This is a genomic window from Mesorhizobium sp. BR-1-1-10 (genome assembly GCF_020165595.1).
Classification (GTDB): Bacteria; Pseudomonadota; Alphaproteobacteria; order Rhizobiales; family Rhizobiaceae; genus Mesorhizobium; species Mesorhizobium australicum.
In genome coordinates, this window is the sequence record NZ_JAIUIL010000007.1 from 233,959 (window position 1) to 249,129 (window position 15,171).

General features: G+C 65.3%; 14 protein-coding genes. 3 read left to right on the top strand and 11 right to left on the bottom strand.

Annotated elements, in window-relative coordinates; genetic code table 11:
- Positions 1 to 225 precede the first annotated feature (225 nt).
- A complete protein-coding gene (locus LB555_RS17375; protein WP_224683343.1) occupies positions 226 to 1,233 on the top strand; it encodes a serine hydrolase domain-containing protein in 1,008 nt (335 codons plus the stop codon).
- Positions 1,233 to 2,348 carry an anhydro-N-acetylmuramic acid kinase gene (locus LB555_RS17380; protein WP_224683344.1) on the top strand — a complete coding sequence of 372 codons (1,116 nt, stop codon included), beginning with the start codon at positions 1,233 to 1,235 and terminating at the stop codon, positions 2,346 to 2,348. The genes LB555_RS17375 and LB555_RS17380 overlap by 1 nt, the downstream gene beginning before the upstream one ends.
- On the opposite strand, the gene LB555_RS17385 is transcribed toward LB555_RS17380, so the two are convergent.
- The 3 genes from LB555_RS17385 to LB555_RS17395 are packed head-to-tail and all read right to left on the bottom strand — an operon-like array spanning position 2,349 to position 6,109.
- The gene (locus LB555_RS17385) at positions 2,349 to 2,774 is read right to left on the bottom strand and encodes a GNAT family N-acetyltransferase (protein WP_224683345.1); all 426 of its coding nucleotides are present in this window, start codon (positions 2,772 to 2,774) and stop codon (positions 2,349 to 2,351) included. It lies immediately after the preceding gene.
- A 27-nt stretch (positions 2,775 to 2,801) separates the two neighbouring features.
- The gene (locus LB555_RS17390; RefSeq protein WP_224683346.1) at positions 2,802 to 4,157 is read right to left on the bottom strand and encodes a sigma-54-dependent transcriptional regulator; all 1,356 of its coding nucleotides are present in this window, start codon (positions 4,155 to 4,157) and stop codon (positions 2,802 to 2,804) included.
- Positions 4,154 to 6,109 (bottom strand): ATP-binding protein, encoded by a 1,956-nt coding sequence (locus LB555_RS17395; protein WP_224683347.1) that lies wholly within the window; start codon positions 6,107 to 6,109, stop codon positions 4,154 to 4,156. The genes LB555_RS17390 and LB555_RS17395 overlap by 4 nt, the downstream gene beginning before the upstream one ends.
- A 165-nt stretch (positions 6,110 to 6,274) precedes the next feature.
- Between LB555_RS17395 and LB555_RS17400 the strand changes: the two genes are divergently transcribed.
- Positions 6,275 to 7,603: a dicarboxylate/amino acid:cation symporter gene (locus LB555_RS17400; protein WP_015318989.1), complete on the top strand. Its 1,329-nt coding sequence runs from the start codon at positions 6,275 to 6,277 to the stop codon at positions 7,601 to 7,603.
- A gap of 174 nt (positions 7,604 to 7,777) precedes the next feature.
- On the opposite strand, the gene LB555_RS17405 is transcribed toward LB555_RS17400, so the two are convergent.
- The 8 genes from LB555_RS17405 to LB555_RS17440 form a co-directional block, all read right to left on the bottom strand.
- Positions 7,778 to 8,800, bottom strand: coding sequence for an ROK family protein (locus LB555_RS17405; protein WP_224683348.1), 1,023 nt, complete (start codon positions 8,798 to 8,800; stop codon positions 7,778 to 7,780).
- Entirely contained in the window at positions 8,800 to 9,522 is a 723-nt protein-coding gene (locus tag LB555_RS17410) for a ribulose-phosphate 3-epimerase (protein ID WP_224683349.1), read from the bottom strand. The genes LB555_RS17405 and LB555_RS17410 overlap by 1 nt, the downstream gene beginning before the upstream one ends.
- Positions 9,519 to 10,394 carry an alpha/beta fold hydrolase gene (locus LB555_RS17415; RefSeq protein WP_224683350.1) on the bottom strand — a complete coding sequence of 292 codons (876 nt, stop codon included), beginning with the start codon at positions 10,392 to 10,394 and terminating at the stop codon, positions 9,519 to 9,521. Before LB555_RS17415 ends, LB555_RS17410 begins: the two co-directional genes overlap by 4 nt.
- Positions 10,394 to 11,212, bottom strand: coding sequence for a sugar phosphate isomerase/epimerase family protein (locus LB555_RS17420; protein WP_224683351.1), 819 nt, complete (start codon positions 11,210 to 11,212; stop codon positions 10,394 to 10,396). Before LB555_RS17420 ends, LB555_RS17415 begins: the two co-directional genes overlap by 1 nt.
- Positions 11,212 to 12,288, bottom strand: coding sequence for a Gfo/Idh/MocA family protein (locus LB555_RS17425; RefSeq protein ID WP_015318994.1), 1,077 nt, complete (start codon positions 12,286 to 12,288; stop codon positions 11,212 to 11,214). Before LB555_RS17425 ends, LB555_RS17420 begins: the two co-directional genes overlap by 1 nt.
- 4 nt (positions 12,289 to 12,292) lie before the next feature.
- The gene (locus tag LB555_RS17430) at positions 12,293 to 13,114 is read right to left on the bottom strand and encodes a sugar phosphate isomerase/epimerase family protein (protein WP_015318995.1); all 822 of its coding nucleotides are present in this window, start codon (positions 13,112 to 13,114) and stop codon (positions 12,293 to 12,295) included.
- A gap of 197 nt (positions 13,115 to 13,311) precedes the next feature.
- Positions 13,312 to 14,154, bottom strand: a complete 843-nt coding sequence (locus LB555_RS17435) for a carbohydrate ABC transporter permease (protein WP_224683352.1) — start codon at positions 14,152 to 14,154, stop codon at positions 13,312 to 13,314.
- Between the two features lie 6 nt (positions 14,155 to 14,160).
- Positions 14,161 to 15,057, bottom strand: coding sequence for a carbohydrate ABC transporter permease (locus LB555_RS17440; RefSeq protein WP_015318997.1), 897 nt, complete (start codon positions 15,055 to 15,057; stop codon positions 14,161 to 14,163).
- Positions 15,058 to 15,171: the final 114 nt, after the last annotated feature.

A 15,171-nucleotide genomic window follows, 5' to 3' on the forward strand; every position in this document is an offset into this window, starting at 1 on the left:
GTCGGCGGGACAGCGCCCCCCTCTGGCCTGTCGGCCATCTCCCCCGCAAGGGGGGAGATTAGCAGCTTCGGCATCCCGCCCCTTCCTGCGACGTCGGCGATTGGCGAAAGCCGCTATTACGGCCAATCTCCCCCCTTGCGGGGGAGATGTCCGGCAGGACAGAGGGGGGTGCGAAGGATCGCCGACTTTTCCGTTTGACGACATGCCCACGTGCGGTGGCCGGCATTGAGCCCCCTTGCCCAGCTCTTCGATCGCGCGTTCCAACCGCTCGCAGCGGCAGTGGCGGCCAAGCGCATTCCCGGCGGCGTGCTCGGCCTCGTCGGTGGAAATGGCGAGCGCATCACCAGAGCGATCGGCTCCGCGCAGCTTGTGCCTAAAGTCAGGCCGATGACGGTTGAGACCTGGTTCGACCTGGCGTCGCTGACCAAGGTGATCTTTACCACGCCGCGTATCCTGGCGCTGGCGCAGGACGGCATCATCGATCTCGACGCGCCGCTGATTTCCCTGCTTCCCGACCTTCGCCAGTATGACGCGAACGCATGGGAGCGGGAGGTGACGTTTCGCCAGTGCCTCGGCCACCAGACGCCCTTCCCGGCCGTCGAGCCGATCTACACCTATGGGCGGGACCGCGAGCTGCTGCGCGCCTTCGTCCTGCAGCGCGAATGGCGGGCGCGCGACCCTGTCTATTCCGACATCAACTTCATCCTGCTCGGCTTTGCGATGGAGCGGCTGTCGGGCAAGAGCATCCGCGCCATGGAACCCGGCCCAGGCTTTGCCTGGTTCGCGGAACCCGATGCCGCCGCGGCGACCGAGGACTGCACCTGGCGCCATCGCGTGCTGTCCGGCGAGGTCCACGACGACAATTGCTCGGCGCTGCAGGGTGCGGGTCATGCCGGCCTGTTCGGCACAGCTGCTTCGGTGCTCGATTTCGCCTGGGGATTGCTGGACGGAACCGGCGCATCCGAACAATCGATCGCGCTGATGCGCGAGCCCCTGTCGGCCACCCGCACCCATGGCTGGGAGCGCCCTTACCAAGGCTGGTCCGGCGGTGCGCTGTGCGGTCCGGGAACGATCGGCCACACCGGCTTCACCGGCACAGGATTGTGGATCGACTTCGACAAGGGCAAGGCGTGGACCTTGCTTACCAACCGGATCCATCCGACGCGTCATTTCGACAGCGGCATCGTTCAGCTTCGGCAAGCGGTCGGCGACCTCATCAATGGAGCTCAATGATGGAACCAATCTGGGCCGTCGGCCTGATGACCGGCACGGTGCTTGACGGCAACATCGATGTCGCCCTGATCAAGACCGATGGCGAGCGGATAGACGATTTCGGCACTTACCGGCTGATGCCTTATCCCGCGTCGATCCGGTCGCTGCTGGAAGAGACGCTGGCGGCGGCGCGGGCCTGGAATTTCACCGGGCCGGAACCTGCGATTTTTCGCAAGGCCGAAGAGGCGCTGACGCGCGCGCAGTCGGCGGCGGTGAAGGAACTCGTGGAAGGTTACGGCATGACGATGGCCGAGATCGGGGTCGTCGGCTTTCACGGCCAGACCGTGCTGCATCGCGCGCCGCAGGTCGGACGGTTCGGCCAGACCCGGCAGCTCGGCGACGGCGAGCTCATGCATGCCATCCTCGGCACCAAGGTCGCCTACGATTTCCGCTCGGCCGACATGCGCGCCGGCGGACAAGGCGCGCCTTTGGCCGCTGCCTATCACACCGCGCTGATGCGCGGCGCCGGCGCCAGTGGCGAGGTGGCGGTGCTCAATCTCGGCGGCGTCGCCAACATCACCTGGTGGGACGGCGCCGACAATGTCATCGCCTTCGACACCGGCCCCGCCAATGCGCCGCTCAACGATTTCATCAAGTCGAAAGGGCTCGGCGAAATGGACCGCGACGGCGCGCTTGGCCGCGCGGGAAAGGTGGACGAAGCCCGGCTCGCCAAGCTGTTGCAGCATCCCTATCTGACCAAGGCCTATCCGAAATCCCTCGACCGTTTCGATTTCGGCGCGGCCATGGCCGACGGCCTGAGCGCCGAGGATGGCGCGGCCCTGCTCACCGCCTTCACCGCGTCCGCTGTCGGCAAGGCGCTCGACCTTCTGCCCAGCCGGCCGAAGAAGCTGGTGGTCAGCGGTGGCGGCCGCCACAATCCGACAATGATGGCGATGCTCGCCGGCCGCGCCGGCGTCGAGGTCGTGCTGGCCGAAAGCCTCGGCTGGAGCGGCGACGCGGTGGAGGCGGAGTGTTTTGCCTTCCTCGCGGTTCGCGTGCTGCGCGGCCTGCCGATCAGTTTCCCGAGCACGACGGGCGCGCCGCGGCCGATGCGTGGCGGAAAGCTGGCTGGCTGATCAGTCGACCAGTTTCTTCCGCAGGAAGATGCGGCTGCGGCCGACCGGGAAATCGGCCAGCGTCCCGAAAGGCTGGTAGCCTTGCCTCTGATAGACCTTGGCGGCGTTGGGATTGAATGTGTCGATCCAGGCGTTTTGGCAGCCGCGCGCCACGGCTTCGCGTTCGGCCGCGTCGAGCATCCGGCCTGCCATGTGCTGGCCGCGCAGCCTTTCGTCGACCCACAGCCACTGCACGTAGAGCCAGCCCCAGGCGGTGTAGCCTGAAATGCCGGCGACGATCGCCCCGATCTCGTCGCGCACGAACACCGCCAGCGCCTTCCTTTCGGACGCGCCGACATCGCCGTCGTTGAACGCCGTCAGCCGTTCGCTGAGAAAGGCGAGTTCTTCCGGCAGGGGATCGGCGGTCGTTTCAAGTGTCGTGTTCATGGCTTTCGCGATACTCACTTGGAAAGATCAAGAGGGACGGAAATCAGATGCGGCGATGCCATAGCGCTTGAGCTTGTCGTAGAACGTCTTGCGCGGCACGCCGAGCGCGTCGATGGCGCCGCGCACGTCGCCGCCATGGTCGCGCAGCGCGTCGCGGATGAGCTGCGCCTCGTAATGCCCGACCCGCTCCGGCAGTGCGGCGGCGGGCGCTGGCAATCGTGCGGGCGAGAACCTGGTTTCGTCATCGGGACCAAGACCGAGCGCGACGCGATCGGCGAAATGGGCGAGTTCGCGCACATTGCCCGGCCAGTCGTGCGACTGGAGATGATGGCTCACGGCGGCGTTCACCTTGGCGACAGGCCGGCCAAACCGTTTCGCCGCCTTGCCAAGGAAGTGGCCGAACAGCATCTCGATATCGCCGCGCCGCTCGCGCAGCGGCGGAATGCGCAGCGTCACCACGTTGAGGCGGAAATAGAGATCCTCGCGAAAACCGCCGCGCTGGTCCTGCCGGCTGAGATCGACCTTGGTCGCCGCGACGACCCGGAGATCGAGGCGCCTTGTTTCGTTCGAGCCGAGCGGGGTGAGGCTGCGCGTCTCCAGCACCCGCAACAGCTTGACCTGCAGGGCCGGCGGCATGGATTCGATCTCGTCGAGGAACAGCGTGCCGCCGCTGGAATGCTCTATGCTGCCGATCCGCCGTCGCTGCGCCCCGGTAAACGCGCCGGCCTCGTGCCCGAACAGCTCGCTTTCGATGACGGTCTCGGGCAGAGCGCCGCAGTTCAGTGCCACGAACGGCTTTGCACGCCGCCGGCCCCACCGGTGCAGGAGGTCGGCCACCACTTCCTTGCCGGTTCCGGTCTCGCCCTCCACCAGCACGTCGACGTCCATGTCGGCGATCTGGCGCAAGGTCTCGCGCAGCCGCCTTATGGCCGGCGCTTCGCCGATCAACGGCATGCCGTCCGCGGCAAGTGCGGCGGCTTCGCGGAGCCGCCGGTTTTCCATCACCAGCCGCCGCTTCTCCGATGCACGCTTCAGCGCCTCGACCAGACGCTCCCCCGCATAGGGTTTCGGAATGAAATCATAGACCCCGTCCTTGAGCGCGGCGACCGCAAGATCGACATCGCCATGCCCGGTGACCAGGATCACCGGCAAGTCGGGATCAACAGCCTTGACGCGGTCGAAGAGTTGCAGCCCATTCATGCCGGGCATGCGGATGTCGCTGACGACCACACCCTCGAAGTCCCTGTCGACGACACCAAGCGCTGCCTCGGCGGCGTCGAGCCCGATCACCGTGAAGCCGGCAAGTTCGAGCAGTTGCGTGGTGGCATGCAGCAGATCCGCATCGTCGTCGACAAGCGCGACCAGCCCCGATCCCTGCGTCATTCGATCCGCCTCAAGTCGATGGTAAAGGATGCGCCGCTGGCGGTGTCGGGGTCGAGCCGCAGCGTGCCGCCCAATTCCTGGGCGATCTCCTGCGAGATCACCAGGCCAAGGCCAAGCCCCTTCTCCTTGGTGGTCTGGAACGGCATGAACAGATTGGCGGCCGCGTCCGACTGGAGGCCGGGCCCATTGTCGCGCACCGAAATCAGCACGCGGTCGCCGCGTTCGGCGAGGTCGATCTCAATGCGGGGATCAGGCCGGTCCTTCATGGCGTCCAGCGCGTTCTGCAACAGGTTCACGAGGATCTGCTCCAGCCGGATGCGGCTTGCCATCACCAATGGCGATGCGGTGCCGCGCGGCTTGACGATGGTGACGCCGGAATCGCGGATGCGGCCGGACAGCAGCGACAGCGCGCCCTCGATCGCCTCGCGTACCGGCAAGGGCGAGGCAGCGACGCCAGGCCGTCGCGCAAAGGTGCGCAGCGTGTTGGTGATCGCGCCGATGCGCTCGGTCATCGAGACGATCGAGGTCAGGTTGCCGCTTGCCGGTTCGGTCTTGCCGGCCGCGATAACGCGGCCGGCATTCTCGGCATAGGTGCGGATGGCGGCGACCGGCTGATTGATCTCATGCGCCACGCCGGCGGCGATCTGGCCGAGGATGGAGAGCCGGTTGGCCTGGGCAAGATCGTCGCGCAGCCGGCGGACCTTGGCCTCGGCGTTTTCGCGCTCGGCGATTTCGCCGGCAAGGGCCGTGTTCGATCGCGTCAGTTCGGCGGTCCGGGAACTGACCCGGCTTTCGAGTTCGGCATTCATGCGCGCCAGCGCCTCCTGCCGCAGCCGGCGTGTGCGCCGGCGCCGGGTGAACACATAGGCAAGCAGCCCCATCAGCAGCAGCCCGAGCAGTGTCGTCAGGCGCGCCGTGTTGGCGGCGGCGGTCAATGCGGCATCGGCGGGCGTCAGCAGCCACAGGCGCCAGCCGGGGACGGCACCGGGCAAGTCCTGCACCACCTCGACGAACCGACGCGATTTTCCGGCTTCTTCGATCGTCGCCAGGCCGTCACCGGCGCCACGCCGTATCGGCAGCGGCTCGAAGGCGGCGTCGACCAGTTGAAGCTGGTCATGCGCCGCGGCGGCATCCGCGGCGGAGAGCGGCGCCAGCGCATGGAACCGCCAGTCGGGCTGGCTGGTGGCCAGAACGACGCCGCGCTCGTCGGTGACGAAAACGAGAAAGCCGCTCGCCCGCCAATTGGCTTCGACACCGCCGAGTTCGACCTTCAGAACCGCGACGCCAAGCGGTTTGCCACCGTCGTCGACACGGCCGGCAAGGTAGAGTCCCGGCTTGCCGCTGATCGTGCCGAGGCCATACTGGCTGGCTGCGCCCTTGGCCATCGCATCGGTGAAATAGTGGCGAAAATTATAATCGATACCGACAAAGCTGTCCGGCTGGCCGGCATTGCTGGCCGATATCGCCATGCCCGCCGTGTCGATGACATAGATGGCGGACGCCGACGCATCGCCGGCTATGGCCTTCAGCTTGGCGTCGAGCGCTGTTTCCTCGACTTTCCCGGAACGGTGCAGCGCATCACGCACCGCATCGTCGCGCGCCAGCACCAGCGGCACGAGACGTTGCTTTTCGATTTCGCCGGTCAGGGTTCCGGCCGCCAGCGGCAAGGCGGCCAATGCCCCGTCGCGCAGGTCATCGGCGGCCTGACCCTCGGCGATGCGCCCGGCGGTGGCAACCGCGCCGGCAAGCACAGAGAGCGCTATTGCCGTAAACAGCCAACGGCCACGCAGGCGCGCTACCGCTTCGCGCAGCAGGTCGCGGCCGGCAAACCCGGGGGATCCGCTATCGATGCGCTGTTGTGGCGTCGGCCCTCTCCCTTTGCTCCCCGGCTTTGCCCCCAGTCTAATGCGAAATTCCGCCCGGGCAAACAAGGCCTGTGCGGAAATCCGCACAACTCCCCGTCAAAGGCAAGGCAGGAACGGCTGAACCCAGGGATTCCGGCCTATCCGGCATCTGGCACAGCGCTTGCAAAGTTCTTGCAGCGGCGGGCGACCGGAACGCCGCGATGGGAGAAGTCACGCAGGGCGGGTTCCGTCCATCCGGCCAGGGAGAGTTCGATGCATATCGCAGACCAATCCGCCGCGCCCGCCGCGCAGCGCAAGCCCCTCTATGCCCAGCTCTACGTGCAGGTGCTGGTGGCGATCACCGTGGGCATCCTGCTCGGCCACTATTATCCGTCGATCGGCGAGAGCATGAAGCCATTGGGCGACGCCTTCATCAAGCTGGTCAAGATGATCATCGCCCCGGTCATCTTCCTGACGGTGGCAACCGGCATCGCCGGCATGAGCGACCTGCAGAAGGTTGGCCGCGTCGCCGGCAAGGCGATGCTCTACTTCCTCACCTTCTCCACGCTGGCGCTGATCATCGGCCTTGTCGTGGCCAATGTCGTGCAGCCAGGCGCCGGCTTCAACATCGATCCGGCGACGCTCGACGCCTCGACGGTCAACACTTACGCGGCCAAGGCACATGACCAGTCGGTCACCGGCTTCCTGATGAACATCATTCCCGGCACGATCGTCGGCGCCTTCGCAGACGGCGACATCCTGCAGGTGCTGTTCTTCTCGGTCCTGTTCGGCATCGCGCTGGCGCTGGTCGGCGACAAGGGCACGCCGGTGCTCAATTTCCTGCAGGCGCTGATGGCGCCGATGTTCAAGCTGGTCAGCGTGCTGATGAAGGCAGCCCCGATCGGCGCCTTCGGTGCGATGGCCTTCACCATCGGCAAATACGGCATCGGCTCGGTCATCAACCTCGCCATGCTGGTCGGAACCTTCTACGCGACCTCGTTCCTGTTCGTGTTCGTCGTGCTCGGTGCCGTCTGCCGCTACAACGGCTTCTCGATCCTGTCGCTGATCCGCTACATCAAGGAAGAGCTGCTGCTGGTGCTGGGCACCTCATCGTCGGAAGCGGCATTGCCCTCGCTGATGGAGAAGATGGAAAAGGCCGGCGCCAAGCGTTCGGTGGTCGGCCTGGTCATCCCGACCGGCTATTCCTTCAATCTCGACGGCACCAACATCTACATGACGCTTGCCGCCCTGTTCATCGCCCAGGCGACGAACATCCATCTGTCGATATCAGACCAGATCCTGCTGCTGCTGGTGGCGATGCTGTCGTCCAAGGGTGCCGCCGGCATCACCGGGGCAGGCTTCATCACCTTGGCCGCCACGCTTTCGGTGGTTCCCTCGGTGCCGGTCGCCGGCATGGCACTGATCCTCGGCGTCGACCGCTTCATGTCGGAATGCCGGGCGCTGACCAACTTCGTCGGCAATGCGGTGGCGACGCTGGTCGTGGCGCGCTGGGAAGGCGAACTCGATGAGGCCAAGCTGGCGAGAGCGCTGGCTGGGAGCGCCGACGACAGCCTGCCGGCGGACATCGTTCCCGCCGAGTGATCCACCGTTTCATACGACGGATAATGGCCGCAAGCACGCCGCTTGCGGCCATGGTCATGTTTCATCGCTATCAGACGGCTTTGCGCAGCGGTGGCACGGCCTTGCCACCCCCCGCGAAGGGGTCGCAGCGCGACGGACCGGCTTGCGGCGAGACAGGGCCGCGCAAGCTTGAGCTCAGCCGTTGAAGTCCTTCCGCGTGTCCGGATATGTGCTTGGGCCGACCGGCATGGGAGCCGCCAACGTGCCCAAATCATCGGACAGGACGAGGCTCGCCGCGCCGACCAGCCCGGCGTGGCGGCCGAGCTGGGCCTGGACGACCGGCACGTCGCGATAGGCGCGCATGGCGCGCTGGCGGATGGTCGCCTCGATGACGGGTGCCATCAGGTCCAGGCCATTGGCGATGCCGCCGCCAACGACCAGCACGTCGGGCGAATAGAGGTGCAAAAGGTTGGTGAAGCCAACGCCCAGCCAGCGCGCCTCCTCCTCGAGCAGAGCCAGAGCGAGGTCGTCCTGCAGCCCTGCGGCCTCGACCACGTGGCGACCCGTGACCTCGGCGTTGGCCGAGAGGCGGCGCAGCGTCGAACCGTCCAAAGGAGACGTTGCGGCATTGGCGCGGCGGCCGAGCGCGGTTCCCGAAGCGATCGCCTCGAAGCAGCCGACGACGCCGCACACGCAGCGCTCGCCTTCGTTGGTGATGGTCATGTGGCCGATCTCCGCGGCAAGACCGCGACGGCCGTGCAGGATGCGTCCGTCGGCGACGACGCCACCGCCGATCCCGGTCGAGACGGTGACGAAGACCAGGGAGCGCGCACCGTGGCCGGCGCCGAAGCGCCATTCGCCGAGCGCTGCCGCATTGGCGTCGTTCTCCAGCCGCACCGGCAGGCCGAGCCGCCGCTCGAGGATGTCGGCCAGCGGCACGTCCTGCCAGCCGGCCAGCGTCGGCGGTCCGACGGCGATGCCGGCCAGCGGATCGAGCGGGCCCGGCGCGCCGACGCCGACGCCGAGGATCGACAGCCCCGGCGCTTCGGCATGGACGGCCACGGCTAGCGCCTCGATCTGGGCGATCACCACGTCGGGGCCGGCCTGCGCCTGCGTCGGCACAGCCGCGAAGGCCAGGATCTTGCCGTCACGGTCGACCAGGGCGGCACGAAGCTCGGTGCCGCCAAGATCGATCGCGAGGGCGACTTCAATGCTCATCAGGCCGCGACCTTCAGACCACGCAACCAGCCGATGCGGCCGGCGAGATCCTTGTCGCCGAAAGCGAGCGAACCGAGCACCACGGTCTCGGCGCCGGCGGCGCGCAGCAGCGGCACGGTTTCGTGGCGGATACCGCCATCGGCGGCGAGCACCACGGCCGACTCACGACCAGCGTTCCTCAGGATGGCGCGGGCTTCGCCCAGCCTGTCACAGGCCTTCTCCGACAGGCCCTGGCCCTTGACGCCGATCGCGGTTCCAAGAAGCGTGACGAACGCCACTTCGGAGACGAAAGGCTTCATCGCCTCTACAGGGGTCTCCAGCCTCAGCACGACGCCGGCCTCGGCGCCGAGTTCATGCGCCAGCCGCACCGCGCGCAGACCCGCCTCGCCGTTCTCGGCATGGACGCTGATCATGTCGGCGCCGGCCTCGATGAACTGGCGCGTCTGTTCTTCGACGATTGCTTGGTCGACCATCAGATGGACGTGGACGGGCCTGGCCGTCAGTTTGGCGATACGGGCGACGAGATCGGGGAAGAACAGGAAGGACGGCGCGAAATGGCCGTCCGCGACGTCGATGTGGTGCATATCGGCATAGGGTTCGATGCGCTGCAAGTCGCTCTCGAAATTGGCGAGATTGGCCGACCACGATGAGAATTCGGCGATCAGACGGTCGCGCGGCAGTGCGGCGATGGCGGCCGGGCCTGACAAAGGTTTCGAGATCATGATTGGTCCTGGTTGTTGAAATTTCTATCGAGAAAGCCGCCGATGGCGGCGCGGATTTCGGTGAAATGGCGATCCTTGTCGGCGGCTTTCGGCGTCACCTCGGTGAAGGCGGCGCCGGGGATGGTCTCAGCCAGTTCGCGGGCGGTCGCCAAGGGATGGACGAGGTCGATGCCGCTGCCGATGACAAGCGTCGGGATTGCGAGGCCGGTCGCCATCGCCCGCGTCACGCCCGGCCCGTCATTTGCGATCGCCTGCATCACCTCGGCAAAAACGCTCGCGTTGTCACGCGCGAAGAAGCCGAGCAACGAGGCGAGATTGTCCGGCGCCTCGCTGCGAAAGCGGGCCGCCGTTGCCGAAGCCGCGAAGATGTCGCGCGCCCCTTCCAGCGGGTGGTCGCGGATGAGTTCCGCCACTTCGACGTAAGGGCGCATGTTTTGCGGGGCCGCGTCGAAGGTCCAGGCCGGGCGCACCAGGACAAGACCGGTGACGCGAGCCGGGTGGCGGGCCGCCAGGTGCAGTGCAATGGCGGCGCCCATCGAGATGCCACCGGCAACGAAGCGCTCAATGCCAGCTGCATCGGCAGCGGCGAGCACATCGTCGGCGAACATCCCGATCGAAAACGGACGCTTGCCGCCGGCACCTGAGCCGCCCTGCGCGCGGCATTCCACCGTCAGCCGGCGGCGCGACGGACTGTCGGGAAAGTTCAGCGCCACCTGCGCGGCATCGCCGCCGAGGCCATGCTGGAAGACGATGGGAAGCCCCTGCCCCGTGTCGAAGACGTGGGTGTCCAAGACCTGGGTGTCGAAGACCTGGGTGTCGAAGACGTGGAGCGCAGCGTCGTCGCGCAGCATGATCGTCGGCGCGGCACCCATCAGAGCAGCCCCCGCAGGAAGATTGCGACGCCAGGAGCCTCGTCGGCGGACAAGCCGTGGGTGACGAGCGCGCCATCGAAACCCACCCCCTTCAGCCGCGCTACGAAATCCGGGAAGTCGACGACACCCTGGCCTGATGTGGCGAAGCGGCCGTCGGCAAAACGATCCTTGGCGTGCGCCATGGCGATGTGGCCAGCGGCCTCATCGATCGCGGCGGCGACGATGGCTCTCGCTTCATCGGGCTTTGCATGCTCGAACAGGTTGGCGGGGTCGAGCACGATCTTCAGATGCTTCGAACCCATCTCGGCAATCAGCCGGGTCGCATCCATGGCCGAGGTGACGATGTTGGCCTGCTCGGGCTCGATGCCGAGATCGACGCCGGCCTCCTCGGCCAGCGCCAGTCCCTTCGCCATTTCGACGGCCATGTCGAACCAGGCCGACGGATCGGCATTGTCGGGATGGTATGCCCATTGGTCGGCTGCGTTGCGCGAGCCGGTGCAGAGCGTCACCAGTGGGATGTCGAGCTTGGCTGCAGTGTCGATGACCACCGCCAGGCGCCTCAGCCCGTCGTCGCGCGCAGCCTTGTCGGGATGCGCCATGTTGTAGGTGCCCGACAGCGCGGCCAGCGAAACGCCTGACGATCGCGCGGCGGCACCAATGGCGGCGACGGCATTCGCCGGCACGGCATCCGGCATCGACGGCAGGCCGGCGCAGGCGAGATTGAACTGCGTCGTCTCGTAGCCGGCCTGCTTCACGGCAGCCAGCACGGTGGCCGGGTCGGTGCCCGCAAATGTCTTGGCGAAGATGCCGAGGCGCATCAGGCCGCACCCGAAACCGAGGCAAGCTCGATCCGCTCGCCAGTCTCGACAGAGCGCGCAATTGCCACCATGGCGCGGATCGACGCAATGCCGTCCCCGACATTGGCGCCGCGCATCGGCGCGCCGGTGAGCACGGTGTCGGCAAGGCCCTCGAGCTGGCGACGGAAGAAGTGGCCGTCGGCACCAAGCGGTTTTCGCGAGGTCGCGTCCTTCTCATGGAAGATGTCGACCTCGCTGGCGCGGAAATACCAAGGATTGAAGGTTTTGGCGATGACGGAACCGTTCTCGCCATAGAGCTGAAACCCTTCGTGCCAGTCCATGCGCACGGCGACGGTGAGGTCGAGATGGCCGAGCGCGCCGCTGGCGAATTCGGTTTCGACGAACCAGCAATAGGCGCCGAAGCGCTCGTTGAGGCGGGCGCGCACGGCAACGATGTCGCCACAGAGGAAGCGGGCGGTGTCAACCAAATGCGATCCGTGCGCCAGCATGAAATATCGCCTGAGATCAGCCTTGGGATTTCCGCCGGGCTTTTTTGCGAGCTTGCTGGTGACTGGCAGCGGCTGCACGGCGTCGGTGTTGGTGTAGCGGTGGGTGGAGTCGCAATACCAGGCCTTCAGTGCCAGCACCTCGCCCATCTCGTCGCGAACGAAGTCGCGGGCGGCCTCCAGCGCCGGATCGAAGCGCTTCATGTGGCCGACCTGCAGCACCTTGCCGGAGCGCTTGACCGCCTCTGCCAAGGCCTCGCCTTCCTCGACCGAGGTACCGATCGGCTTTTCGCAGAGAACATGCTTGCCGGCATCGAGCGCCTTGATCGACATTGGCACGTGATAGGCATCCGACGTGGCGACGATGACTGCTTCGAGCTCGGGATCTGCGAGCATGGCGTCATAGTCGGCATACATCTTCTTTGGTTCATAGGTGGCGCCCATGCGGGCGAGCAAATCGGGTGCCGCATCGCAGATGGCGTAGAGGTCGGCATTGCCGGCCTTGACGCAGGATTCCAGATGCGCGAACTGGGCGATCGGGCCGCAGCCGAGCACACCGACCCTGAGGCGTCTGTCCTGTTTCTTGATCATCGTCTCAGGCCCCGTAGCCGCGCATCGTCCGGCGGTTGGTCTTGACCGCGCCGGCCGGATCGGCGGCGGCGGTGTCGGATTCTTCTTCCAGCACCAGCCAGCCGTTGAAGTTCGGCGCGGTACCGGCGATCTCGATGACCTTAGGCGTGTCGCAGACGCCTTGGCCCAGCATCGCCCAGGTGCCGTCGGCATCGACGTCCTTGAGGTGGATGTAGCGGATGCGGTCGCGGTAGGTGGTGAGCGTGTCGGCCATGTCCCTGTGGCCGCGCAGGATGTGACCGGTATCCGGCACCCAGCCGACCAGATCGGGGTCGAGCAAGGCAAAAATCGCGTCGTAATCGGCGCGGTCGAACAGCAGCGTGTTGTGGTGCGAACTCGGATGCACCGCCACCTGGACACCCGCCTTGCGGCCGAGTTCGCCGGCCTTGTTGTAAACCTCGGCCGCGACAGCGAATTTGTCGTGGCGTGGCCCGTCGGAGACGACGGTGGCCGAGCCCATCGACACGAGCGCATCGGGAAAGTTTGCCACGAAATCGATCCAGCGCCTGGCGGTTTCGAGATCGGTGCCGATCCCGTTCTTGAGCGTGAAGCCGCTCCTGGAGCCGAAGGCGAAGGAAATGAGCGCCAGACCGGACGACTTCAGCGCGGCGGCGAACTCGGTGGGTTTGCCGGCATAGTGGCCGATCATGGTGTCGGTGATCTCGATGCCGGCATAGCCACCATCGGCGATCGCCTTCAACAGATCGTCGGGGCCGCCGGTGAACCGGTCTCCCAGCATTTCCCAGGTGAAGGTCTGGCAGCCGACTTTGAGGTCTTTCACGTTCATCCTTTCATTCCTTGATCCCGCCCATTCCTTGATGCCGCCCTGCGTCAGCCCTTCGATGATGGAAGAACGGCACGAGTGCAATCAGCGGAACGGTGACGACGGCGGAGGCGCGGCGATATCGCCCGCCAGCAGACAGGGTCCAATCATCCATTGCAACACACGGACCCTGCTCCGTCAGTCTCCTTGGGATGGACATCCTACTTGACCGAGCCCGCGGTCATGCCGGCGAGGAAGAACCTCTGGGCAACGAGGTAGATGAGCAAGAGCGGTAGCGAGCCGAGCACGCTCATCGCCATCATCTGGTTCCATTCGAAGGCGTGCTGCCCCATCAACAGCTGTATGCCGATCGGAACGGTGCGCATGGAGGTCGACTTCGTCAGTGTCAGCGCAAAGAGAAACTCGTTCCAGCATAACAGGAAGGTGTAGACCGACGTCGCCACGATACCAGGCAGTGAGATCGGCACGATTACCCGCCAGAGCGCCGTCCAACTGGTGCCGCCGTCAACGGCAACGGCTTCATCGAGATCGCGTGGCAACGTGTTCAGGTACCCTGTCATCAGCAGGATCGCATAGGGCAACGTAAACACCAGGTAGGTCAGGATCAGCGCGACATAGGTGTCGAAGATGCCGTACGAGACGACAAGCCCGAAGAAGGGGATCAGAAGCGTGATCGGAGGGATCGTCTGCGTGCTGATGATGAGTGTGTTCAGAATGCCCTTGCCGCGGAAGTTGAAGCGGCTGAACCCATAGGCCGCCAGCAAGGCGATCAGCACCGTGAGCACGGTCACCGCCCCCGCGACGAAGTAGCTGTTGAAGAAGAAGCGCAGCTTTACCGGGTCGCCAAGGATGGCCGCATAGGCTTCCAGGGTGAAGGCCTTCGGCAGGATGGTCGGTGGCAGGGCAAAGGTTTCGGTATTCGACTTGAACGAGCTGCTGAGCATCCAGTAAATCGGGAAGGCTGCGAAGAACAGCCCTGCCGCAAGAGCAACATGCAGCGCGACGGTGGTCAGTTTGTCCTTGCCGGAGTTCCGTTTCCTCATGGCGTCCTACCTGGCCCGCTGATAGCGAATATAGAACAGCGTCAGGCCGAGAGAGATCAGCAGGATGACCACGGCGCTCGCCGATGCCTGAGACAGGTTGTAGCTCGAAAACGCCAGCTTGTAGGTGTAGGTGCTGAGGACCTCGGTCGCGTAGATCGGGCCGCCGCCCGTGGTTATCCAGATCAACGGGAAGACCTGCATGGTCCAGATGAAGTCGAGCAGCGAGATGCTGATGATGATCGGCATCAGCTGCGGGATGGTGATGAAGATCAGCTTCTGGTAGGCTTTCGCCCCGTCGATATCGGCAGCCTCGTAGAAGTCCTTGGGAATGCCTTGCAGGCCTGCGAGCAGGCTGACCATGAAAAGTGGGTAGCCCGCCCAGATATTGGCGAAAGTGACGGCATGCAGCGCGGTCTCGGGCGAGGAAAACCACTCGACCTTGGAACCGATGATGCCCATCTGCATGAGGATGCTGTTCACGACGCCGTTCGGCTCAAGCAGGAGGCGCCAGATCACGGCGATGATCACCGCGGTGAACAGCCAAGGCAGTATGTAGAGCACGCGCAGTACATTGCGCAGCGTCGGATTGATGCGGTCGCTGTTCAGCATGAGCGCGAAGATCATGCCGATGGTCATGTGGAAAACCACACTCATGCATGTGAAATAGAGCGTATGCCACAGCGAAGCCCAGAACACCGGATCGTCAAAGATCGCCTGGTAGTGCTTTAGCCCGGCAAAGGATGGATCACGACGCAGGACCGCGCTGTTCTGAAAGGAATAGGCAATCACCGTAACCATCGGCAACAGCATCAGGAGCCCGACTATGAGCAGCGAGGGCGACAGATAGAGATAAGGTGTCACGGCTCGCTTGAGCTTGTGATGGGAGCGCTTCTGCCGGGTCATAGGGCCAACCTCGCGACAAGAGAAAAGAGCTTCAAACCATTCGGAGTGGTCATTTGCCGGCTGGCCCGCCTAATGGCAGGCCAACCGGTAGATGGGCCGCAAGAGCGGAGCACG